The organism is Pseudomonas sp. D8002 (assembly GCF_013385695.1).
Lineage (GTDB): Bacteria > Pseudomonadota > Gammaproteobacteria > Pseudomonadales > Pseudomonadaceae > Aquipseudomonas.
Genome location: NZ_JACAPM010000041.1, coordinates 1 through 22707 on the forward strand (window position 1 = coordinate 1; position 22707 = coordinate 22707).

Genomic DNA, 22707 nt, shown 5'->3' on the forward strand with positions numbered 1-22707 from the left:
GAGCGGAACCAATAGCAGCCGTGACCGCAGCAACGGATATGTACCCATAACCCCGCCATCCCCCCCGCCATCCCCCCGCATTGCACCCGCAGCCCAGAGCCGATAGTCTTGCAAATCATTACCAGCCCAATCGCCCCAGCACCCCCGGGCCCATTGGGTAAAAGGAGAGGTTTGTGAACATCGGACAGTTCGCCTTTCAACGCCAGGTTGAAAATCTATACGTCGACCACAACGCCTGGCTACGTACCCTGTTGCGCCGCAAGCTGGGCAACGCATTAGACGCCGCCGACCTGGCCCACGACGTCTACCTGCAACTCATGCGCAAGGGCCAACTCCCGCCCACCGGCGAATCCCGGCGGCACCTGACCCAAATCGCCAACGGCCTGGTCATCGACCTCTACCGCCGCCGCCAGATCGAATCCGCCTACCTGCAAGCCCTGGCCCTGTTGCCCGAACCCTGCGCCCCCGATGAAGAAACCCGCGTCCTGGCCATCGAGGCCCTGATCCAAATCGACGCCGCTCTGCACAGCCTGCCACCCAAGGCGCGCCAGGCCCTGTTGCTGTGCAAGCTCGATGGCCTGAGCTACCGCGAGATCGCCGCCAAGCTCCAGGTCTCCGTCTCCTCGGTGGAAAAGTACATCGCCGCCGGCCTGCTGGCCTGCTACCAGACCCTGTACGGCTGACCCGCGCAATGTCGACCGAGCAGCCAATCTCCCCGGATATCATCGAGCGCGCCGCCGCCTGGATGGCCCGCCTGTGGGCCGATGACGCCAGCGCCGAAGACCACGCCAACTGCCTGCACTGGCGCGCCGAACACCCCCATCACGAACTGGCCTGGACGCGCCTGCTGGGCTTCGAGCAAAAACTCCACAGCATCCCCACGCCGGTGGCCAGGCACAGCCTGGCCGAACCCGACGCTCCCGACTCCCCCGATCGCCGGAGCACCCTGCGCCTGCTGGGCCTGTTGGTCGCAGCCGGTGGCCTCACCTACGGCGTGCGCCGCACCGACGCCTGGCAGCTGGCGAGTGCCGGCCATAGCACCCGCACCGGCGAAGTTCGCGAAGTGGTATTGCCCGACGGTACCCGCCTGGTATTGGGCCCGGCTTCAGCAATTGACGTACAGTTCGATGACGACCAGCGCCTGGTGCTGCTGCGGGCCGGCGAGGTCTTCATCACGACCGCGCCGTCACCCCGGCCGTTTCGGGTGCAGAGTCGCCAGGGCGTGTTTCATGCCCTGGGCACGCGTTTCAGCCTGCGCCAATGCGACGACGGCAACTGCCAGTTGGCCGTGCTTGAGGGCGCCGTGCAGGTGCAGCCCGACCATGGCGCAGGTGCGCGGGTGGAGGCAGGTCAAGGCGCCACGGTTTCCAGGGACACCGTGCAGCCGACTGCGGCGGTGACTGACCGCAGCATCGCCTGGGTCAGGGGCGTGTTGGTGGCCGATGGCACCCGGCTCGACGAACTGATCGCCGAGCTGGGACGCTACCGCCCCGGTGTACTGCGCTGTGCGCCTGAGGTGGCGATGCTGCGGGTCAGCGGTGTATTGCACCTGGACAACACCGACCTGGCGCTGGACAACCTGGCCGCCGCGTTGCCGATCCAGGTGGTGCGGCGCACCCGCTATTGGGTGACGGTCCGCGCCCCTGCCTGAAAATTCCTTGAGGTTTCGATTGAGGGTTTTGGCCGCTCGTTCGGAAGATAAGGTAAGGGCGAGCAAAGGCTCATTCAGTCAGGGAGACTTCATGAGTAACAAGGATGTGGCTGCGGCCAAACCCAGGGGGCGCGGCGCGGTCTCGCAAGTGTTGCGGCCGGTGCGCGGGCGACTGATCGCTGCGGCACTGCTGGCCGGTGTGGGCAGTATGCTGACGCTGGTGCCGCTGGGGGGCATTGTGCATATCGCCAGGGTCGCCCTCGGCGCGCCGTCGATGGCCCAGGCATCGGGCGAGGTCTGGTTGACCATCAGCCTCAGCCTGGCGAGCCTGTTCGCGGGCCTGCTGTTGATGACAGTTGCGGAGACGGTCGCGCACCTGGCCGACAACCACATCACTCGCCACTTGCGCCTGGCCATCGCCCAGCGCCTGAGCCAGGTGCCGCTGGGCTGGTTCACCGAGCGGGCGTCGGGCGAGGTCAAGCAGGCGATGCAGGATGACATCGGCACCCTGCACAGCCTGACTGCGCATTTCTACACCACCGTGGGCCGCTGTGCCGGGGCCGTGCTGCTGTCGGCGGCTTATCTGTTCATGGTGGACTGGCGCATGGCGCTGGTCTCGCTGTTGCCGTTTCCGGGGTTTTTGCTGTTTTTTACCCGGGCGATGAAAGCCAGCGGCAGCCACATGCAGTCCTTTGTCGAGCGCATGACCCGGGTCAATAACGCGGTGGTCGAGTTCGTCAACGGCATTCCGGTGGTCAAGGCCTTCGGTGCCACCGGCAAGGCCCACGCCAGTTACCGCAAGGCGGTAGATGAGTTCAGCGAAGCCTTCGTTGAGTTCACCCGGCCACTGGTGGGGACGATGGCCAATGCCAACGCGATGATCGCCCCGGTGACGGTGCTCGCCATGGTGCTGACGTTTGGCCTGGTGTTTGTCAGCCTGGGCTGGATCAGTGCGGTGGAGGTGCTGCCGTTCGCCATTGTCGCACCAGGCATTTGCGCGCCACTGATGCTGCTGAGTTACATCATGCATGATCTGGACAACGCCACCGGCGCGGCCCAGCGCGTGCAGGCACTGCTGGCGACGCCGGTGCTGGCGCAGGTGGAGCCGGGGTGCGAACGCTTGCCCAAGGACGCCGAAGTACGCGTCGAAAACCTCGGGTACGCCTACGACCCGCAGCACCCGGTACTGTCGAACATCAGCTTTACCCTCAAGCCTGGCACCGTAACCGCCATCGTCGGCGCCTCGGGTTCGGGCAAGTCGACCCTGGCGCGCCTGCTGCTGCGGTTTTTTGACCCGACCGAGGGGCGTATCACCCTGGGCGGCGTCGACCTGCGGCAGATCGAGACCTCGCAGCTCTACAACCTGATCGGCTTTGTGCTGCAAGAGGTGCGCCTGGTCCACGCCAGCGTTGCCGAAAACATCGCCCTGGGCCGGCCCAGCGCCAGCCGCAAGGAAATCGAGGCGGCCGCACGGGCCGCGAATATTCATGAGTGCATCATCGGCTTGCCACGGGGCTATGCCTCGGTGATTGGCGAGGACGCGCAGTTGTCCGGTGGCGAGCAGCAGCGTATCAGCATCGCCCGCGCAGTGTTGCTGGCGCCGCCGGTGCTGGTGCTGGATGAACCCACGGCCGCCGCCGATGCTGCAAACGAGGTGGCAATCCAGGAGGCGCTGTCGCGCTTCGCCCAAGGGCGCACGCTGTTGGTGATTGCCCATCGCCTCGATACCGTGATGCACGCCGACCACATCATCGTGCTGGAAAACGGCCGTATTGTTGAACAGGGCACCCATCCTCGACTGATCGCGCAAGAGGGCCGCTATGCGCGCCTGTGGGCGTCGGGCGGTTACAAACAGACCCGCGAACAGGCGCTGCCGACATGCTGAAAACCTTTATCGAACTGTTGGGCGATGACGGGCCGGTCTTCCGTCGCTATGTCGGGAAAGTGATGTTCTACGGTGCGCTGTGCGGGCTGACCCTCGCCGCCCTGGTGCCGGTACTCACCGACATGCTCAACGGTGATCTGGCCGAAGCGGCGTTGTGGCTGGTGGTGTTCCTGGCGGCGGTGGCGACGTGTTGGGCCACGCGACGCGAGGTTGAAAAGGCTGGCGTCGCGGTGGGTGTGGCGGTGCTGCAAGGCGGGCGCCAGCGCATCGGCGACCATGTGGCCGAACTGCCTGTCGGCTGGTTCACGCCTGATAACACGGCGCGGCTCAACCAGGTGGTGACCCAGGGCATGATGGCCGTGGCTCAGCTGCCGGCCCATGTATTTACTCCGGTGCTCAGCGGCGTGGTGACGCCATTGGTGCTGGTACTGGCGTTGTTTGTGCTGCACTGGAAAATGGGCCTGATCGCCTTACTGGCGTTGCCGATTCTCGGCGGCGCGTTCTGGCTCAGCGCCCGCCTTGGGCGGCGCGCCGACCGGGCGTTCCAGCGCAGCTCGGCCGACACCAGCCAGCGCATGCTGGAGTTCGCCCAGTCGCAGTCGGTGTTGCGTGCCTTCAGTGGCGGCGGCAGCTCGGTGTTCCTGAAACGGGCGATCGAGCAGCAGCACGCGACCGGGGCGCGCCTGATCCTGCTGTCCGCCACCTCGATTCTGCTGAACATGTGGCTGGTGCAGGTGGTGTTCGCGGCCTTGTTGATCGCCGCCGCGCTCTGGCTTGACGCTTACCTGGGAAATGCCTTGCACGTGGGCTCGGTGATTGCGGTGATGGTGTCGCTGTTGCTGGTCAGCCGCTTCATTGACCCGTTGCTGGAGGTGGCCGGCTATGGCGAAACGTTGCGCGGTGCCGGGGTGCAGCTTGAGGCGGTGCGCGAGATATTGGCCGCGTCGCCCCTGAAGGCGCCGAGCGCGCCGCAATCGCCACGGGATGCCTCGGTGGAACTGTTCGATGTGAGCTTTCGCCACGCGGCCGGTTCGCGGGACGTGCTGCGCGGGGTGAGCCTGCGTATCGAGCCCGGCAGCATGACCGCGCTGGTGGGGGCTTCCGGTTCGGGCAAGACCACGCTGTTGCGGTTGGTCGCACGGTTTTTCGAGGTCAGCCAGGGCCAGGTGTGCATCGCAGGCGTGGATGTGCGACAGATGTCCGGTGAGCAGCTCAACGCGCAGATCAGCCAGATCTTCCAGGACACGTACCTGTTCCAGGGCAGCGTCGCCGACAACATTCGCCTCGGCAAACCCGACGCCAGCGACGCACAAGTACTGGAGGCCGCGCGGCAGGCTGGCGTGCAAGAGATTATCGAGCGCCTGCCGATGGGCCTGTCGACCACGGTGGGTGAGGGCGGGGCACGCCTGTCCGGTGGCGAGCGTCAGCGTGTCGCGATCGCCCGTGCGTTGATCAAGGGCGCGCCGATCCTGCTGGTGGACGAAGCCACGGCTGCACTGGACGCCGAGAACCAGGCGGTCATCGCCGAAACCCTGGCACGCTTGCGCGGCACATGCACGCTGATCGTGATCGCGCATCAGTTGTCGACGGTGGTGATGGCCGACCAGATCGTGGTGCTCGATGAAGGCCGGATCGTGGAGCAGGGCACGCCTGAGCAATTGACCGCAAGGCAAGGGCGCTATGCCCGGTTCCTCGCGCAGCGGCGAGCATCGAAAGGCTGGCGTATCGCTTAGTGGACCCGCCAGGACGGCGGGTCCGAAGGGCAGGTCAGAGCTTCGGCAGTTGCCCGATGCGGCCCATCATTTCGGTGACGATCTGCAGGTCCAGCAGGAACTGGTCGACGGTCTTGAACTCGTTGTCGGTATGGCCGGTGTACTTGACCTCCGGCCGTGCCAGGCCGAATTGCACGCCGTTGGGCAGCTCATGCACCGAGGTAGCGCCGGCAGACGTGCCGTACTTGTGCTCCATGCCCAGGTTCTCGCTGGCCACCGCCAACAGCGCCTTGACCCACTCGCCCTCAGGGTTGCGGTACATCGGCTCGGCGATCGAGTAATCGAAGGTCACAGCCACGTGGTTTTTCTTGGTCCAGGCGCTGAGCTTGTCGGCGATTTCGGCCTTGAGCGCTTCCGGTGACTTGCCCTTTGGCACCCGCAGGTTGACCGCCAGCTTGAAGGTAGTGTCATCTTCGCCCACATAGGTCAGCGAGGTGGTCAGCGGGCCCATGAACACATCGGAGAAGCCCACGCCCAGCTTGGCACCCAGGTAATCCAGGCCCCAGTTGTTGGCGGCGTAGTGCGCGGCGTCGGTGAACTGGTTGTGCTTGAGCGCGACCTTGCCGTCGAGGCTGTTGAGGAAGTCGAGAACCCTGGCTACCGGGTTCACCCCGGATTCCGGTTCGGAGGAGTGGGCGGACACGCCAGTGACGGTCAACTGAACGTCCTTGCCGACGACCTTGGCCGCCACTTCAAAGTCGCCGCCATTGCGCTTGGCGTACTCGCTGCCGGCCTTTTGCAGGCTGGCGGCCAGTTCGGCAGGCTTGTCGCTGAGCAATGTCACCACCGACGCCGACGGAATCTGGTTGGTGGCCTTGCCGCCGGTCATCGAGATGATTTCTGCGCCTTTGCCTTCAGCCTTGCGCTTGGGGAACTTGGCCATGACCGTGCCGTAGCCTTTCTCGGCGATCACCACCGGGTAGCCGCCGTCCAGCGCCAGGTTGTAGTTGGGCGTTGGGTTGTGCTCGAAGTAGTACGGGATCGCGTCGCCGGAGGTTTCCTCGGTGGTGTCCACCAGCAGCTTGAAATTGCGCGCCAGCGGCAGCTTCTCTTCCTTGATCACCTTCATCGCGTACATCGCCACCACGATGCCGTTCTTGTCATCCTCGGTGCCGCGACCATACATCCGGTCGCCGATCAGCGTGACCTTGAATGGGTCGAGCTTGGTGCCGTCCTTGAGCACCCAGTTTTCCGGGGTTACCGGTACCACGTCCGCGTGAGCGTGGATGCCGACCACTTCATCGCCGCTGCCTTCCAGGGAAATCTCGTAGACGCGGTTGTCGATGTTGCGGAAGTTCAGGTTGAACGACTCGGCCAGGCTCTTGATCTTGGCGGCGATCTTGATGAACTCGGGGTTGTCGTGCTGGGCCACGCCGGCGACCTGGAAGGTCGGGATCTCCACCAGCTCACGCAGGGTTTCAGTGGCGGCCGCACCGTACTTCACCCGCGCATACAGGCCCAGCAGGCGATGGATTTCATTCTGCTGGTCGGCGCTCAGGTCCTTGTTGTCGAGAAAGGCACTGATGGCCGGGCCGAGGTTGTCGCTCTTGGCCACGTCATTCTTGGCCAGGCTGGCGAGGAACTGCCGGAAATCCTTGACCGAGGCATCGCTGAAGGTCTTCAGGATGACGGCGTTCTGTTGTGGGGTGAGATTGGCTTGAGCTTGGGTGGTGAACACCGAAAGGCTGGCGGCCATCAGGGTGGCTACGGCCAGTTGCTTGAGGGAAAAATCCATTGCTGGGGGCATTCCTTTGCAGGGAGTGAGTGAGAAATGTCTGATCGAAAGGTCAGAAACAATTTCACACACTACCATCGGGAGGGCGCAGGAGGGGAGCCCCCGTTGTGGGATTTGTCCGGAGGAAATGCACAAGTGGCGCATAAACGAAAATCCAGTGTGGGAGCTGTCGAGCTTTAGCGAGGCTGCGATAGCGGTGGGTCAGGCAGCATCAATGTTGACACTGCTGCCGCCTTCGCAGCCTCGCTAAAGCTCGACAGCTCCCACAGGGTTAGGTGGTCTGCTAATCTGCGCTCGTTGAATCTCGACCGCCACCCGTGGACCTCTCAATGACATCGCCCTCCGATCAAAACCTTGAACCCCAATCCGTCTGCAGCCCGATCACCAGCAGTGCCATTTTCATGGTCGCGACCCTGGCGCCTGGCAGTGACTCGGCTGAGGCGGTGCGCAGCTGGTGCGCCGATATCGCCGGCCTGGTGCGCTCGGTCGGCAAGCGTGTACCGGCGGGCAACCTGACGTGTGTCGCAGGGTTTGGCTCCAAGGCGTGGGATGCGCTGTTCGGGGGGGCGCGGCCAGCAGCGTTGCATCCGTTCAAGGAAGTGGGCGTGGCCGGGCGCCTGGCGCCGGCCACGCCGGGGGATATCCTGCTGCACATTCGTGCCGAGCAGATGGACCTGTGTTTCGAATTGGCCACCCAGTTGATGGCGGCGCTGGGGGATGCGGTGACGGTGGTGGACGAGGTCCAGGGTTTCCGCTATTTCGACATGCGCAGCATCATCGGTTTTGTCGACGGCACCGAGAACCCGGTCGGGCGCAAGGCGGTGGGTTTCACCATCGTCGGTGATGAGGATCCGGCGTTCAGCGGCGGCAGCTATGTAATGGTGCAGAAGTACCTGCACAACATGCAGGCCTGGAATGAATTGTCGGTGGAGGCGCAGGAGCGGGTGATCGGGCGCACCAAGCTGTCGGACATCGAGCTCGACGATGCGACCAAGCCGAGCAATTCCCACAGTGCATTGACCACCATCACCAAGGACGGCGAGGAAGTGAAGATCCTGCGGGACAACATGCCCTTTGGCCGGCCGGGCGCGGGGGAATTCGGGACGTACTTTATCGGCTACGCGCGCTCGCCAGAGCCTTTGGAGTTGATGCTGGAGAACATGTTTGTCGGCCGACCGGTCGGCAACTATGACCGCCTGCTGGACTTCAGCACGGCGGTCACCGGCGGCCTGTTCTTCATACCGTCTGCGGATTTGCTCGAAGAACTGGCCGACCGCGCGCCTTAGGCCAACAACCCGGTGCTCACCGCCACAATCAGGAATAGCCCGAGCACCGCGCGGTAGATCACGAACGGCCAGGTGGAGAATCGCTCCAGGAACTTCATCAGGCCCCAGATCGCGAAGAACGCCGACACACTGGCGACCACCAGCCCGAAGATCAGGTGCGGCCAGGCGTGGGCGGGCAGGTCGGCGTGGAACAATACCCACAGCTCTTTCAGCCCCGCGAGGGCGATCGCCGGCAAGCCCAGCAGGAACGAAAACCGCGCCGCTTCTTCACGCTTGAAGTTGAGGAACAGTGCGGCGGTCAGGGTCGAACCCGAGCGGGAAACCCCTGGAATCAGCGCACCGATCTGCGCAATGCCGACAATCAGCGCATCCCGCAGGCGCATTTCGCCCACCGTGCGCTTATGCCTCGCGCTGAGTTCAGCCGCCGCCAGCAGCACCGCCATCACCAGGCAGGAAATCCCGATCACCATCAGCCCGCGCAGCGGCGAGTTGCAGGAGTTGAGGGTCGACGACAAGGCTATCCCGGCAATCCCGATCGGAATCGTCGCCAGCACAATGGCCACCGCCAGCTTGAACCACTGGTTGTTGTAGTCACCCTGGCGCACCGCAGTGATGCTGCCGACCGTGACCTGGCGTACATCCTTCCAGAAGTAACTGACCACTGCTGCCAGGGCGGCCAACTGCATGGCTGCGGAAAACGCCGAGCCGGGATCCGGCCAGCCGAGCAGGGCGGGCACGATGCGCATGTGGGCGGTGGAAGACACGGGCAACAATTCGGTGATGCCCTGAATGATGCCCAGGATGCCTATTTGCAGGTAATCCAGGGACGCAAAGCCGACATCGAGGCCGCTGGTGCAGACGTTTGTCAAAGTACTTATCCTGAAAGCAAGGGGAGGGAAGTGACGCGGAGTTTAGTCTAACTTTGTAACGATTTTGTCGTTGACATGAGAAAAGCGCGATCGGTTCAGCAAGCAGAAAGCTTGGCCGGTGTATTGGCATTGCAGGTGGCTTTGTTGACAATGGCGGCCTGTTTTTTTGCCGAGATGCCCATGCCTGCAATCCCCGATACCACCGTCGAACTGATCGAGACCGGCCCGGAACACGCCACGTTGATCGCCAACCTTTACCAGTTCTACGCCTACGAGTCCTCGGACTGGGAACAGGAAGATGTCGAGGTGGACGGTCGCTTCTACATCCATGAGGAGCACCTGGCCCGCTACTGGGAAGACCCGCAGTGGAGTGCCAACCTGCTGCTGGTCGACGGCTTCATCGCCGGCTTCCTGCTGATCGAAGGCAGCGAGTTGCCGGGGATCGATGCGCTGGAACTGGCGGACCTGTTCATCCTCAAACGCTACCGCCGCAAGGGCATTGGCCGCGCCATCGCCACTCAGGTGTTGAGCAGCGGCGAGGCGAACTGGCTGGTGCGTTTCTATGATCAGGATGAAGTGAGCCAGGCGTTCTGGCGCACGGTGTTGGATAACCTGCCGCGTCCGGTGCAGGCCATCGAGCTGGACGATGAGCCAAACCTGCTGAGCTTCCTGGTGACGCGCGCAGCGTTGCACTGAACCATCAACTGAAAGCGGCGCCAGCCCCTGCACTGAACAATGCCGCCTGCATCGCCTGTGGCGGCTGGCCGAACGCCCGCAGGAACGCCTGGCGCATGCGCTCGCGATCACCGAACCCGGTCTCGCGGGCGACCACTTCCACCGGGTGCCGACTGGTTTCCATCATTGCCCGGGCGGCTTCCACCCGCAGGGATTCGATGGCCTTGGCCGGGGTTTGCCCGGTCTCCTCGCGAAACACCCGGCTGAACTGGCGTGGGCTGAGCCGCGCCACGGCCGCCAGGGCCTCGACCGAAAGGTCGTGGGTCAGGTTCTCCCGGGCGTAGGCCAGGGCCAACTGCACACGGTCGGACTTGGGGTCGAGTTCCAGCAACGCCGATAGCTGCGACTGTTCGCTGCCACGGCGCTGGGCAATCACCAGCTTGCGCGCGATGCGGCGGGCGAGGTCGCTGCCCAGGTCGTTCTCCACCATCGCCAGCGCCAGGTCCACCCCGGCGCTCATGCCGGCACCGGTCCAGATTTGGCCGTCAACCACGAACAGCTTGTCTTCCTCCAGGCGAATCTGCGGGTAGCGCTTGGCAAAGGCCGGTGCGTGCAGCCAGTGGGTGGTGGCGCGCTTGCCTTCGAGCAATCCCGCCTCGGCCAGCACGAAGATGCCCATGCACAACGAAGCAATCCGCCGCGACTGTTTGGACGCCGCCTGGACCAGCCTCGGCAGGCTGGCGTCAGGCAGTTGGAACTCCAGGTAACCGCTGACGATCAATGTGTCATAGCCCTCGGGCCGGATCGGCGTACTGTTCACCGAGAAGCCCTGGGACGTCATGATCGGGCCGCCACTTTCCGACACCAGGTGAAACTCATACGCCTGCTCGCCACGCAGCAGATTGGCGCACTCGAACACCGAGCCCAGGCTGAGGCTCAAGGATTGAAAGTTCGGGTACACCATCAGCGCAATGCTGTGCATCTCATCTCTCCAGGGGGCGCGGAGCGTTGATTGTCGGCGTGTGCCAGGGAAACGGCAACCGCCTTGGCGCAATGTCCGGAATCCTTGCGGACATGACATTGTGCGGTTTTGGCCCGGCTCCTAAGCTTGATTCCATTCCAACCCACATCACCCCGAGGCACTGGCACATGAAAGTATTGATGGTTTTGACTTCTCACGACCAGCTTGGCAACACCGGCCGCAAGACCGGGTTCTGGCTCGAAGAATTTGCTGCTCCCTACTACGCGTTCAAGGACGCCGGGGCCGACGTGACCCTGGCTTCGCCGGCCGGTGGGCAGCCGCCCCTGGACCCGGTCAGCGACCTGCCGGATTCGCAAACCGACCAGACCCGCCGCTTCGCCAGCGACCCGGCGGCGCAACAGGCCCTGGCCACCACCGTGAAGCTGGAGTCGGTCAACGCCGGCGACTTCGACACCGTGTTCTACCCAGGCGGCCACGGCCCGCTGTGGGACCTGGCAGAGTCGAAAACCTCCATCGCCCTGATCGAAGCCTTCGAGCGTGCGGGCAAGCCGATTGGCTTTGTGTGCCACGCCCCGGGCGCCTTGCGGCACGTCAAGGCGGTCAACGGCGAGCCGCTGGTCAAGGGCCGACGCGTCACCGGCTTCTCCAACTCCGAAGAAGCGGCGGTTGGCCTGACCGACGTGGTGCCGTTCCTGATCGAGGATGATTTCAAGGCGCTGGGCGGCACGTATGAGAAGGGTGCCGATTGGCAGTCCTTTGTGATTGAAGATGGCCTGCTGGTCACCGGGCAGAATCCTGCCAGTTCCAGTGACGTTGCCAAATCGCTGTTGAAGCTGACCGCGTAACCCGCTGAATCCCCCCCAAAAGTACGTTGTTGGCGGCTCCCCTGAGCGGGAGCCGGCAGCTTCTGCTTGTCTGAAATTTGAATCCGGAACTTTCCCCCATGAGCAACAGCGCTTTAGGTACCCCGATCACACTGGGGCACCACACCCTGAAAAACCGCATCGTCCTGCCGCCGCTTACCCGCCAGCGAAGTGCCCAGCCCGGTGATATCGCCACGGACTTGATGGCGCTTTATTACCGCCAGCGCGCCACCGCCGGCTTCATGGTCAGCGAGGGCACGCAGATCGAGCCTCGCGGCCAGGGCTATGCCTGGACCCCGGGCATCTACACACCGGAGCAGATTGACGGCTGGCGTACCGTGACCGATGCCGTGCATGCCGAAGGCGGCGTGATCTTCGCCCAGCTTTGGCATGTGGGTCGCGTGTCCCATCACGAACTGCAGCCCGACGGCGCAGCACCCGTTGCGCCGTCGGCGATCCAGCCGCAGCAAGCCAAGGCATTCGTTGCAACCGGGCCCGGCACCGGTAAGTTGGTGCAGCCACCCGAGCCGCGCGCCCTGGCTACCGCCGAGGTCAAGGAGTTGGTGGGGCTTTACGCCCAGGCTGCAAAAAATGCATTGGCCGCCGGTTTCGATGGCGTGGAAATTCATTCGGCCAACGGCTACCTGGTCAACCAGTTCATCTCGGCGCATTCCAACCAGCGCGACGATGAATACGGTGGCTCACTGCACAATCGCCTGCGGTTCCTGCGGGAAATCGTCGAGGCGGTGGCCGAAGTAGTCGGCCCGCAACGCCTGGGTGTGCGCTTTGCGCCGTTGTTCAGCGGCACTGACCAGGACCGGGTCTACATCGGCCTCGTCGAGGAAGACCCGCATCACACCTACATCGAGGCGATCAAGGTGCTTGAGGCGGCCGGCATCGCCTACGTGTCGATTGCCGAGGCCGACTGGGACAATGCCCCCGAGTTGCCCGAGTCGTTCCGCCAGGCGGTGCGTGACACCTTCAGCGGCCGGATCATCTACGCCGGCCGCTACACCGCAGAGCGCGGCGTGCGGTTGGTAGAGGCGGGGCTGGCAGACCTGATCGCGTTTGGCCGGCCGTACATTGCCAATCCCGACTTGCCCCAACGCCTGCTCAACGGTTGGCCGCTGAACCCGTTGAACGCGGACGGCCTGTATGGCGGCACCGAGGTGGGCTTCACCGATTATCCGGTGTATGCCGGGTAGGCACGGGCTACTCGATCGGGTATTTGCCGAATGCCGGGTGCTGCTCGGTGAGGGCCGCGTGGCGTTGCAAGTGGGGAAACGCATCGGCCTTCACGACGTCGGCTATCTTCAGCTGGGTGAAGGACCAGGCGACCGCCACCGTCAGGCTCGCCTGGGTCAGCGGCGCGTCGCTGTCGCGCTCGGCCACCCGCGCCTCCAATAACGCATAGGCCGCCAGCAGTTGCCCGGTCACGCGGTCGATCCACGGCTGATGCAGTTTTTCGGCGGGCCGCAGGTGATGTTCGTAGACGATCTGCACGGTCTTTTCGCACGCTGCCAGCGCCAGGCCGATCACTTGCAGATCCCGGGCAAGTGCCATTGTTTGCTGGGGCAACAGCTTTTTGGCAGCCGGCGCCAGGGCTTCCAGGTACTCGAGGATCAGGCCGGAATCCATCAGCATCGTACCGTCGTCGAGCACCAGCGTCGGGGCCTTGACCACCGGGTTGATCCTGGAGAACTCGTCGAAGGTGCTGAACACCGACAGTGACTGGTGTTCAAACGCGACACCATAAAGCTCCAGGGAAATGGCCACGCGGCGCACGTAGGGCGAGTCCAACATTCCGACCAGTTTCATGAAGCCTCCATTAACCGCAGTGTTTTGTTCTGATGACGTTATAAACCGTTTTTCCGCATGTTTATCAATCCACCCGCAACACAATCTTGCCGATATGGTCGCCACCTTCCATGCGCGCATGGGCCTTCGCGGCGTCGGTATAGGCATACACCTCATCGATCATCGGCAGGCAACGCCCGGCCGACAGCACCGGCCACACGTGTTCGCGCAGTTGTGCGGCAATCGCGGCTTTTTCTTCCCGTGTGCGTGAGCGCAACAACGAGCCTGTAACGATCGCGCGTTTGCCGAGGATCGCCAGCAGGTCGATGTCCTTGGCGCGTGCGCCGCCGAGGAAGCCCAGCATCACCAGGCGACCTTCCATGGCCAGGGCGCTGATGTTGTCGTTCAGGTAGGAGCCACCCATGATGTCGAGGACCACATTGACACCCTTGCCCGCGGTCTTGTCAGCGATGACCTCGGCGAAATTCTGTTCCCGGTAGTTGATCGGCTCGGCTCCCAGCTCGCGGATGGCGGCGCATTTTTCCACGCTGCCGGCGGTGGCGAACGCTTCGATACCGAACTCGCGGCAGAGCATCAGCGCGGTGGTGCCGATGCCGCTGGTGCCGCCATGGATCAACACGCGCTGGCCTTTATGCGCACCGCCGATGCCGAACAGGTTGGCCCATACGGTGAAGAAGGTTTCCGGGATCGCTGCCGCCTGAATCCAGTCCAGGCCATCGGGAAGCGGCAAGGTCTGGCTGGCGGGCACTGCGCAGTACTGCGCATAACCGCCGCCATTGGTCAGGGCGCACACCTTGTCGCCCAGCGCGTACTCGCTGACGCCTTCGCCCAGCGCGACCACCACACCGGCCACTTCCAGCCCGGGAATCGGGCTCATGCCGGGTTTCATCGGATACGTGCCGGCGCGTTGCAGGGCGTCCGGGCGATTGACGCCGGCGGCGTGCACGCGGATCAGCACTTCGCCGGGGCCGGCGACAGGTACCGGCTCCTGGCGTGGCTGCAGGACTTCGGGGCCGCCGGGGCTGGTGATTTCGATCAGGGTCATTTCGTGGGGCAGATTCATTTGAGCGCACCTGTAGCAATGAACGTATGGGTTGGGACCGCGCCCGTCACCGAGCGGTTCAGCCTGCTGGCGATCCTGGGTATTTTCTCTGGTGCCCAGCATAGCTGTGATGAGTGATGCAATAATGCTGCGATTACACGTCACGATGATGCAAAAATGCATCGAAGGGGAAAGCCATGAATTGGGACGATGCGCGGGTGTTCTTCGCGGTGTGCCGCGAGTCCACATTACGCGGAGCCGCGCGGGTGCTGGGGGTGGATCAGGCCACCGTGGGGCGACGGGTCAATGCCCTGGAAAAGTCCCTGAACGCAACATTGTTCCTGCGCACCTCCGAAGGCTATGCGCTGACCGCCGTGGGTGAAGCCGCGTTGCAATCGGTGGAGAACATGGAGCGCTCGGCCCTTGACCTGGAGCGTCAGGTCCTGGGCCTGGACGACCGCCTGACCGGCACCGTACGGGTGACCACCACCGATTCCCTGGCCATCGACTTCCTGATTCCGGCCATTGCCCGGCTGCACGATGCGCACCCTGACGTGCGCGTGCAGATGGACGCTTCGACCCAGTTGCTTAACCTGGCCAAACGCGAAGCCGATATCGCGGTGCGCAATACCCGCCCGGACAACCCCGACCTGATCGCCCGGCGCATCGCCCGCTGGCCGGTGGGGCTGTTTGCCTCGCAGGCGTATATCGATCGGCACGGCGCACCCGAACCGGGCAGCCTGTTCGAAGGACACGACCTGGTGGTGTATCAGCCGCACCTGCAAAGCCAGAAGGACCTGACCCTGGTCAGCGAGCCGCTGGGACGCGGGCGTATTGTTGCGGCCTTGAGTTCAAGCCTGTTGGTTCGCCGCTCCATCGCCGCAGGGATCGGTATCGGTGAGGTTCCGATAGTTTCCGGCGAACGCGACGGCCTGGTGCGGCTGTGGCCGGACCGTACGCGGCCGTTGCCCTACGATGTGTGGCTGGTGACCCATGCCGACCTGCGGCACACCGCCCGGGTGCGGGTGGTGATCGACGAGATCGTCGCGGGGTTTGCCGGCACCGGGGAATAGTACGACTGCCTGAAAAGGCCGGGTGTCAGCCCGGCCAGAAATAAGCCGTCGCAGGAGAACGCAATCGGCTCAGCGTTGCAGGAAGGCCAGCAGATCTTCGTTCAAGGCTTGCTGGTGGGTCACCGCAAAACCATGGGGGGCATCCTTGTACACCTTCAACTGCGCGCCTTTGATCATCTGCGCGGCGACCTTGCCGGTAGTTTCGAACGGCACGATCTGGTCGCCATCACCGTGGATAACCAGGGTTGGCACGTCGATCCTGGCCATGTCCGGGCGGAAATCGGTTTCCGAGAACGCGGTGACGCAATCCACCGTCGCCTTGAGCGAGGCGAGCAGGGCGATGTTCAGTGTTTGAGTCAACACACCGCTGGAGACCTGTTGGCCCCTGTTGATGCCATAGAACGGCGTATTGAAGTCTGCCAGGAACTGCGCGCGATCCTTCAGCAGCGCGGCCTTGAACCCGTCAAACGCTGCCATCTCGACACCTTGCGGGTAATCCGGCTTTTGCCCGAACAGCGGCGTCACCGCCCCCAGCAACACCAGCCCGGCCACGCGCGCGCTGCCATGGCGGGCGATATAGCGGCTGACATCGCCGCCGCCCATGGAGAAGCCCACCAGGGTCACGTCCTGCAGATCCAGATGGTTGATCAACTGGGCGATATCGTCGGCAAAGGTGTCGTAGTCGTTACCGGTCCAGGGCTGGTCCGAGCGGCCAAAACCACGGCGGTCGAACGCGATGGTGCGGTAGCCGCGGCTGCTCAGGTACTCCATCTGGTATTCCCACATATCGGCATCCAGCGGCCAGCCGTGGCTGAACAGCACCGGTTTGCCGGTGCCCCAGTCCTTGTAGTAGAGCTCGGTACCGTCTTGTGTGCGTAGGTTGCTCATGGCAAAACTCCTTGGGTGAGAGGGCAGCCAATACTATAGGCGCAGAATCGGACGAGGGACTTGTATGCCTGTGCTCGGTTGAACGGTTCAGCGTCTATGCTGGTCAACTGCTTTCTACCGTCTGAACAAACAGGTGAACGAAATGGCCAAGACTTACAGCTACGCCGCTCGTGACTCCAAGGATTCCCTCAAACCCTTCACGTTCGAACGTCGCGCCCCCGGGGCCGATGATGTGCAGATCGACATCCTCTATTGCGGCGTCTGCCACTCGGACCTGCACACCGTACGCAACGAATGGAAAAACACTCTGTACCCGTCGGTACCGGGCCATGAAATCGTTGGACGGGTGACCGCCGTGGGCGCCAATGTCAGCAAGTTCAAGGTGGGCGATTTGGCCGGTGTCGGCTGCATGGTCGACAGCTGCCAGCACTGCGAATCCTGCGCCGAGGGCGAGGAGCAGTATTGCGAAAACGGCTTCACCGGCACCTACAACGGCCCGGCTTTTGGCGGCGAAAACACCTTCGGCGGCTACTCGGACAATATCGTGGTCAAGGAGAAGTTCGTCCTGCGCATCTCCCACGACGAGAGCAACCTGGCGGCGGTCGCGCCGCTGCTGTGTGCAGGCATCACCACCTACTCACCGCTGCACCACTGGAACGTCGGGCCGGGCAAGCGCGTCGGCGTTGTCGGCCTCGGTGGCCTGGGCCATATGGCGGTGAAAATCGCTCATGCCATGGGCGCCTACGTGGTGCTGTTCACCACCTCGCCGAACAAGCGCGAAGACGGCCTGCGCCTGGGGGCCGATGAAGTGGTGGTGTCGAAGAACGCGGACGAAATGGCCAAGGTTGCCAACTCCCTGGACTTCATCCTCAACACCGTGGCCGCGTCCCACAATCTCGACGCCTTCCTTAACCTGCTCAAGCGCGACGGCACCATGACCCTGGTGGGCGCCCCGGATAGCCCGCACCCGTCACCGACCGTGTTCAACCTGATCTTCAAGCGTCGCAGCCTGGCCGGGTCGTTGATCGGTGGCATCCAGGAAACCCAGGACATGCTGGATTTCTGCGCCAGGCACGGGATTGTCTCGGACATCGAGATGATCGACATCCAGGGCATCAATGACGCCTACGAGCGCATGCTCAAGGGGGATGTGAAGTATCGGTTCGTGATCGACATCGAGAGCCTGAAGAAAGAAAAATACGCGGCCTGATTGATCGCTGCAGATCCCTGTAGGAGCGGGCTTGTGTGGGAGCGGGCTTGCTCGCGAAGGCGGTGTGTCAGTCGCCGTATCTGCCAGCTGAACCACCGCTTTCGCGAGCAAGCCCGCTCCCACACAAGCCCGCTCCCACATTTTGATCTTCGCCGGTTTCTAGGCCGACAGGTGCTCATACAATATCGTCGCACCCACCAGCATCAACACCACGCCGCCAACCATCTCGGCGCGCTTGCCGACCACAGTCCCCAACACCCGGCCAAGCATCATGCCGATGGTTACCATGGTCATCGTCGCCAAGCCGATCGCCGCAGCGGCCACCAGGATATTCACGTCGACAAACGCCAGGCCCACGCCGACCGCCAGGGCATCAATGCTGGTGGCAAACGCGGTCACGGCAAGAATCATGAACGAGTGCTGGCTCGGTTTCTCTTCCTCTGGATCATCGGCCTTCAAGCCGTTGTAGATCATGTGCAGGCCCAGGGCTACCAGCAGGGTAAAGGCGATCCAGTGGTCCCACTGTTCCACCCAGCGAGTGGCGGCCTGGCCGATGGCCCAGCCGATAATCGGCGTGATCGCTTCGATCACACCAAAGATCAGCCCGGCCCGGAGGGCTTCGGTCAGGCGTGGTTTGTGCAGGCTGGAACCTTTGCCAATGGCCGCCGCAAAGGCGTCCGTGGACATGGCAAGGGCGAGAAGAATCAGGGAAATGGGGTTCACGGTAAGGCTTCCAGTCGGGCTGTATGAGTCAACGACACAACCACACGCCCGACTTCAGGCATGGATGTGTCGCTGGTCTCACCAACCAAAATGGTGTTCGCACCACGGCATGTTGCCGAGAATGTTGATACGAACGCTTCGAGAATCCGAAGCAGGCTACTCCCCAACGAGGTGGCGGATCATAGCCGCGCAATCATGAAAATTTCGTTAAGGACGCCTCACGGATGTTCCAGGTGACACCGCACCTGCTGACTCATCCCACCCGTCAACCGCTGCGGCCGCTCACAGCCTTGTGTACGCCTCGGGCAGCGGTCGAGAAAGAAACACCCACCCGGCAACACCCGGTTCCCCGGCAGCTCTGTCGGTGCACTGACATACGCGTCGTCCAGCGCCACCCCCAGCTTGGGCACCGCCTCCAGCAACAGCTGGGTGTACGGATGCTTCGGCTGCTCCAGCACTTGCTCGGCACACCCCAGTTCCACGATCTGCCCCAGGTACATCACCGCCACCCGGTCGGCCATGTGCCGCACCACCGAAACGTTGTGGGAGATCAGGATGTAGGTCAGCCCCAGCCGCCGTTGCAGCTCGGCCAGCAGGTTGAGGATTTGCGCCTGCACCGAGATATCCAGGGCCGAGGTCGGCTCGTCCAGCACCAGGATGCTCGGGTTGGACGCCAGCGCGCGGGCGATGGCGATGCGTTGGCGCTGGCCACCGGAAAACTGGTGCGGGTAACGGTCCAGGTATTCGGCGCGAATGCCTACCTGCGCGGCGACCTTGGCGGCGATGGTGCGCATTTCACTCTTGGGCGTGTCGCCTAGGGCGAACAGCGGCTCGGTAATGATTTTCCAGATGGGCAGGCGCGGGTCGAGGGACGATTGCGGGTCCTGGAATACGATCTGCACATGCCGGTGGCGTTCCCGGGCACTTTCGTAGACCCAGTCCACTTCACCGTCGCTGGGCTTGACCAGGCCCATCAGCAACTGGGCGAGGGTGCTTTTACCGCAGCCGGACTCGCCGACAATCCCCAGGGTTTCCCCACGGCGCACCTGCAAGTCGATGCCGTTGAGGGCATGGGCATAACCGCGCGGGCGGCCCAGCCAGTCGGTTTTTACCGGGAACTTGACCCGTACATCCCGCAAAGCCAGCAGTGAATCTTGAGACACGGTCATTGCACCGACTCCCCGGCAGTCAGCCAGCACGCGCTTTTGCGGGTGCCGGCAGGGTTGATCAGGTCCAGGCGCGGGCGCTCGATGCATTGGCTCATGGCCTGGGGGCAGCGTTCGCGAAAGGTGCAGCCTGAGGGCAGGGCGGCAAGGTTGGGCACCTGGCCGGGGATGGTCAGCAGGTCGTCGCCGGGTTTCACCTGTTCCGGCAAACCGCTGAGCAGGCCTTGGGTGTAGGGGTGGCGCGGGTCGCTCATCACCTGGGCGGTGGGGCCTTCTTCCACCACGGCGCCGGTGTACATCACATACACCCGGTCGCAGAACTGCGAGACCACAGCCATGTCGTGGGTGATCAGCAGGATCGCGGTGCCGCGTTCCCGGGCTTTTTCCCTCAGCAGCAACAGCACCTGGCGTTGCACGGTGACGTCGAGGGCAGTGGTGGGTTCATCGGCGATCAGCAACTGAGGGTCGCAGGAAAATGCCAGGGCGATCATCACCCGCTGGCGCATGCCTCCGGAGAGTTCGAAGGGGTAGCTGTCGAGCACTTGCTCGGGGTCGGCGATGTGCATGTCCCGCAGCAGGGCGATGGCCTTGGCACGGGCGGCGGCCTTGCTCAGGCGCTGGTGGTGGATGATCACATCGAGCATCTGCCGGCCAATGCGCCGGGTCGGGTTCAGCGCGGTCATCGGCTCCTGGAAGATCATCGCCGCGTCACGCCCGCGGATCTGCAGCAGCTCCTTCTCGCTGGCACCGAGCATGTCGCGGCCGAGCATCTGCAAGCTGCCGGCGGTGATCCGGTAACTGCGCTCCGGCAGCAGGCGCAGGCTGAGCATCGCGGTCACGGATTTGCCGGAGCCGGATTCACCCACTACGCCGACGACTTCGCCGGGGTTGACGTGCAACGACACGCCGTTGAGTGCCTGGACGTTGTTGCGGTAAGCCGGGAATTCCAGGCTCAGGTTGTCGATGGCAAGCACTGCCGGACTGGACATGGTCATTTCCCCTGTTGCCGTGGGTCGAGCAGGTCACGAACACCGTCACCCAGCAGGTTGAAGCCGGTCGCGGTGACCAGGATCGCCAGCCCCGGAAAGGTCGAGTACCACCAGTTGTCGAGAATGAAATTGCGCCCGGTGGCAACCATCGCGCCCCATTCGGCGGTGGGCTGCTGTGCCCCCAGGCCGATGAAACCCAGGGCCGAGGCCATCAGGATCGCGCTGCCGATGTCCAGGCTCAGTTGCACCAGCAACGGCGGCATCGCATTGCGGCCTACGTGCCACGACACGATGTGCCAGCGCCCGGCGCCGAAGGTCTGGGATGCCTTGACGTAGCCCATCTGCCGAATGCTCAGGGCCTGGCCCCGGGCCAGGCGCACGTAGAACGGGATGCGCACCACGGTGATTGCCAGCATCGCATTGAACAGGCTCGGGCCCAGTGCGGCGGCCAGGGCCATGATCAGCACCAGGGACGGCACCGACAGCATGATGTCCATCAGGCGCATGATCAGGCTGTCGAAACGCCCGCCGATAATCCCCGACAGGCAGCCCAGCAGCCCGCCCACCAGGCAGGACGAAAACGCCACGAACAGGCCCACGCCCACCGACTGGCGGCTGCCGTACAGCACCCGGCTGAACAGGTCGCGGCCGACTTCATCGGTGCCGAACCAATGTTCGGCGGAGGGCTCGGCCAGGCGTTGCGCCAGGTTCAGCGCATTGGGGTCATGGCTCGCCAACCAGGGGGCGAAGGCCATGCAGATCAGCACGATCAAGGTGATGGTCAGGCCGGCGATGGTCAGCGGGCTGCGGCGTATTTGATAGCCCAGGTACTCCATTCGCGCACGCCAGGTGGGGCGCTGTTCCAGGGGCACCGGTACGGGCATGGTCAGGGGAGCGGTCATCTCAATTCACCTCGCCGATGCGCGGGTCGACCACCCGGTAGAGCAGGTCGATCAGCATGTTCAGCAGTACATAAATAAACGACACCAGGATCGCGAAGCCCATCACCGCCGGGAAATCCAGGGACTGGATCGACTTCACCACATAGGCACCCATGCCCGGCCAGGCGAACACGGTTTCGGTCAGCACCGCGCCGTACAGCAGGTCGCCGAGGGTCAGGCCGAGCACGGTGATCGACGGGATCAGCGCGTTGGGCAAGGCGTGGCGCAGGATCACCGCCCAGCGCGACAGGCCGTAGGCGCGGGCGGTACGGATGTAGTCCTCGCCCAACTGGTCGAGCATCGCCGAACGGATCTGCCGGGCGACCACGCCGAGGTTGACGAAACCCAGGGTGACGGCGGGCAGGATCAGGTGTTCCAGGGCATTCAGGAACAGTGGGATATCGCCGGCCAGCAGCGAGTCGATCAGGTAGAACCCGGTCATGGTGCGCGGTGGTTCGAGGCCTTCATCCAGCCGCCCGCTGCCGGGCAGCCAGCCGAGCTGGCCGTAGAACAACACGATCAGGCCCAGGCCGAGCCAGAAGGCCGGCGTGGAAATGCCCGTGACCGCCAGCGTTCGGGCGATCTGGTCGATGGCGCGGTTGTGATACACGGCTGACAGCACCCCCAGCGGTACGCCCACCAGTACCGAGAGCAGCAGGGCGGCGACCGCCAGTTCGAGGGTCGCGGGGAAGAACGCTTTCAGGTCTTCCAGCACCGGGCGGCTGGTGCGGATCGAGGTGCCGAGGTCGCCGTGCAGCAGGTCGCTCATGTAGCGGCCGTATTGCTGGTACAGCGGCAGGTCGAGGCCCAGTTGATGGCGGATGTTCTCGACAATGGCGTCGCTGGCCCGGTCGCCGGCAATCAGGCGCGCCGGGTCACCCGGGATCAGGTGGGAGATGCAGAAGGTAATCAGCGAAACGCCGACGACGACCAAAATCAGGCCGAACAGGCGTTTGCGCAACATATTCAGGAAGGCCATGAGGGCTCCTCGGTAACGCGAGACATTTGGATCAGGAATACAGCCTGGAAAACACAGCAGGTCCAGTGTGGGAGCGGGCTTGCTCGCGAATACGGTGGGTCAGTCATACATCGGGTAACTGATACACCGCTTTCGCGAGCAAGCCCGCTCCCACATTTGA

21 protein-coding genes and 1 riboswitch are annotated in these 22707 nt (G+C 63.6%); of the genes, 10 read left to right on the forward strand and 11 right to left on the reverse strand.

Annotation, left to right across the window (positions count from 1 at the left end; all coding sequences use genetic code 11):
* Positions 1–173: 173 nt before the first annotated feature.
* The 4 genes from HX807_RS24475 to HX807_RS24490 all read left to right on the forward strand — a co-directional run bounded on the left by HX807_RS24475 (position 174) and on the right by HX807_RS24490 (position 5269).
* On the forward strand, positions 174–683 hold the full coding sequence (locus HX807_RS24475; RefSeq protein WP_177051339.1) for a sigma-70 family RNA polymerase sigma factor: 510 nt from the start codon (positions 174–176) through the stop codon (positions 681–683).
* Positions 684–691: 8 nt separating this feature from the next.
* Positions 692–1651 (forward strand): FecR domain-containing protein, encoded by a 960-nt coding sequence (locus HX807_RS24480; protein ID WP_177051341.1) that lies wholly within the window; start codon positions 692–694, stop codon positions 1649–1651.
* A gap of 91 nt (positions 1652–1742) precedes the next feature.
* Positions 1743–3536, forward strand: coding sequence for an ABC transporter ATP-binding protein (locus HX807_RS24485; protein WP_177051343.1), 1794 nt, complete (start codon positions 1743–1745; stop codon positions 3534–3536).
* Positions 3530–5269 (forward strand): ABC transporter ATP-binding protein, encoded by a 1740-nt coding sequence (locus HX807_RS24490; RefSeq protein WP_177051345.1) that lies wholly within the window; start codon positions 3530–3532, stop codon positions 5267–5269. Before HX807_RS24485 ends, HX807_RS24490 begins: the two co-directional genes overlap by 7 nt.
* Before the next feature lie 34 nt (positions 5270–5303).
* Here HX807_RS24490 and HX807_RS24495 read toward each other — a convergent pair whose 3' ends face one another.
* Positions 5304–7043: a dipeptidase gene (locus HX807_RS24495; RefSeq protein ID WP_177051347.1), complete on the reverse strand. Its 1740-nt coding sequence runs from the start codon at positions 7041–7043 to the stop codon at positions 5304–5306.
* A 329-nt stretch (positions 7044–7372) separates the two neighbouring features.
* Here HX807_RS24495 and HX807_RS24500 point away from each other — a divergent pair, with 329 nt between their 5' ends.
* Positions 7373–8329, forward strand: coding sequence for a Dyp-type peroxidase (locus HX807_RS24500; protein WP_177051349.1), 957 nt, complete (start codon positions 7373–7375; stop codon positions 8327–8329).
* Here HX807_RS24500 and HX807_RS24505 read toward each other — a convergent pair.
* Positions 8326–9198 (reverse strand): undecaprenyl-diphosphate phosphatase, encoded by an 873-nt coding sequence (locus tag HX807_RS24505; protein WP_177051351.1) that lies wholly within the window; start codon positions 9196–9198, stop codon positions 8326–8328. The two genes, HX807_RS24500 and HX807_RS24505, sit on opposite strands and share 4 nt — an antisense overlap.
* Before the next feature lie 189 nt (positions 9199–9387).
* Here HX807_RS24505 and HX807_RS24510 point away from each other — a divergent pair, with 189 nt between their 5' ends.
* Entirely contained in the window at positions 9388–9894 is a 507-nt protein-coding gene (locus tag HX807_RS24510; RefSeq protein ID WP_032898758.1) for a GNAT family N-acetyltransferase, read from the forward strand.
* Between the two features lie 4 nt (positions 9895–9898).
* On the opposite strand, the gene HX807_RS24515 is transcribed toward HX807_RS24510, so the two are convergent.
* Complete coding sequence (locus HX807_RS24515; protein ID WP_003220105.1) at positions 9899–10855, reverse strand: GlxA family transcriptional regulator; 957 nt, start codon at positions 10853–10855, stop codon at positions 9899–9901.
* 167 nt (positions 10856–11022) lie between these two features.
* Between HX807_RS24515 and HX807_RS24520 the strand changes: the two genes are divergently transcribed.
* A complete protein-coding gene (locus HX807_RS24520) occupies positions 11023–11700 on the forward strand; it encodes a type 1 glutamine amidotransferase domain-containing protein (protein ID WP_087694908.1) in 678 nt (225 codons plus the stop codon).
* A 98-nt stretch (positions 11701–11798) separates the two neighbouring features.
* Positions 11799–12923: an alkene reductase gene (locus tag HX807_RS24525; RefSeq protein ID WP_102368728.1), complete on the forward strand. Its 1125-nt coding sequence runs from the start codon at positions 11799–11801 to the stop codon at positions 12921–12923.
* Between the two features lie 7 nt (positions 12924–12930).
* On the opposite strand, the gene HX807_RS24530 is transcribed toward HX807_RS24525, so the two are convergent.
* Positions 12931–13536, reverse strand: a complete 606-nt coding sequence (locus HX807_RS24530) for a glutathione S-transferase (protein WP_177051353.1) — start codon at positions 13534–13536, stop codon at positions 12931–12933.
* A 64-nt stretch (positions 13537–13600) separates the two neighbouring features.
* Positions 13601–14599 (reverse strand): NAD(P)H-quinone oxidoreductase, encoded by a 999-nt coding sequence (locus tag HX807_RS24535; RefSeq protein ID WP_177051355.1) that lies wholly within the window; start codon positions 14597–14599, stop codon positions 13601–13603.
* Between the two features lie 176 nt (positions 14600–14775).
* Between HX807_RS24535 and HX807_RS24540 the strand changes: the two genes are divergently transcribed.
* Entirely contained in the window at positions 14776–15651 is an 876-nt protein-coding gene (locus tag HX807_RS24540; RefSeq protein WP_177051357.1) for a LysR family transcriptional regulator, read from the forward strand.
* A gap of 69 nt (positions 15652–15720) precedes the next feature.
* On the opposite strand, the gene HX807_RS24545 is transcribed toward HX807_RS24540, so the two are convergent.
* On the reverse strand, positions 15721–16539 hold the full coding sequence (locus HX807_RS24545) for an alpha/beta fold hydrolase (protein WP_177051359.1): 819 nt from the start codon (positions 16537–16539) through the stop codon (positions 15721–15723).
* 142 nt (positions 16540–16681) lie between these two features.
* Here HX807_RS24545 and HX807_RS24550 point away from each other — a divergent pair, with 142 nt between their 5' ends.
* Positions 16682–17749 (forward strand): NAD(P)-dependent alcohol dehydrogenase, encoded by a 1068-nt coding sequence (locus tag HX807_RS24550; RefSeq protein ID WP_102606091.1) that lies wholly within the window; start codon positions 16682–16684, stop codon positions 17747–17749.
* A 159-nt stretch (positions 17750–17908) separates the two neighbouring features.
* Here HX807_RS24550 and mntP read toward each other — a convergent pair whose 3' ends face one another.
* The 5 genes from mntP to HX807_RS24575 form a co-directional block, all read right to left on the reverse strand.
* Complete coding sequence (mntP, locus tag HX807_RS24555) at positions 17909–18472, reverse strand: manganese efflux pump MntP (protein ID WP_003220119.1); 564 nt, start codon at positions 18470–18472, stop codon at positions 17909–17911.
* A gap of 10 nt (positions 18473–18482) precedes the next feature.
* Positions 18483–18649, reverse strand: a riboswitch (yybP-ykoY riboswitch).
* A gap of 41 nt (positions 18650–18690) precedes the next feature.
* A complete protein-coding gene (locus tag HX807_RS24560) occupies positions 18691–19641 on the reverse strand; it encodes an oligopeptide/dipeptide ABC transporter ATP-binding protein (RefSeq protein WP_003220120.1) in 951 nt (316 codons plus the stop codon).
* Positions 19638–20633, reverse strand: coding sequence for an ABC transporter ATP-binding protein (locus HX807_RS24565; RefSeq protein WP_032898749.1), 996 nt, complete (start codon positions 20631–20633; stop codon positions 19638–19640). Before HX807_RS24565 ends, HX807_RS24560 begins: the two co-directional genes overlap by 4 nt.
* Complete coding sequence (gene ddpC, locus HX807_RS24570; protein ID WP_032868129.1) at positions 20630–21511, reverse strand: D,D-dipeptide ABC transporter permease; 882 nt, start codon at positions 21509–21511, stop codon at positions 20630–20632. Before ddpC ends, HX807_RS24565 begins: the two co-directional genes overlap by 4 nt.
* 19 nt (positions 21512–21530) lie before the next feature.
* Entirely contained in the window at positions 21531–22547 is a 1017-nt protein-coding gene (locus HX807_RS24575) for an ABC transporter permease (RefSeq protein WP_177051361.1), read from the reverse strand.
* Positions 22548–22707: the final 160 nt, after the last annotated feature.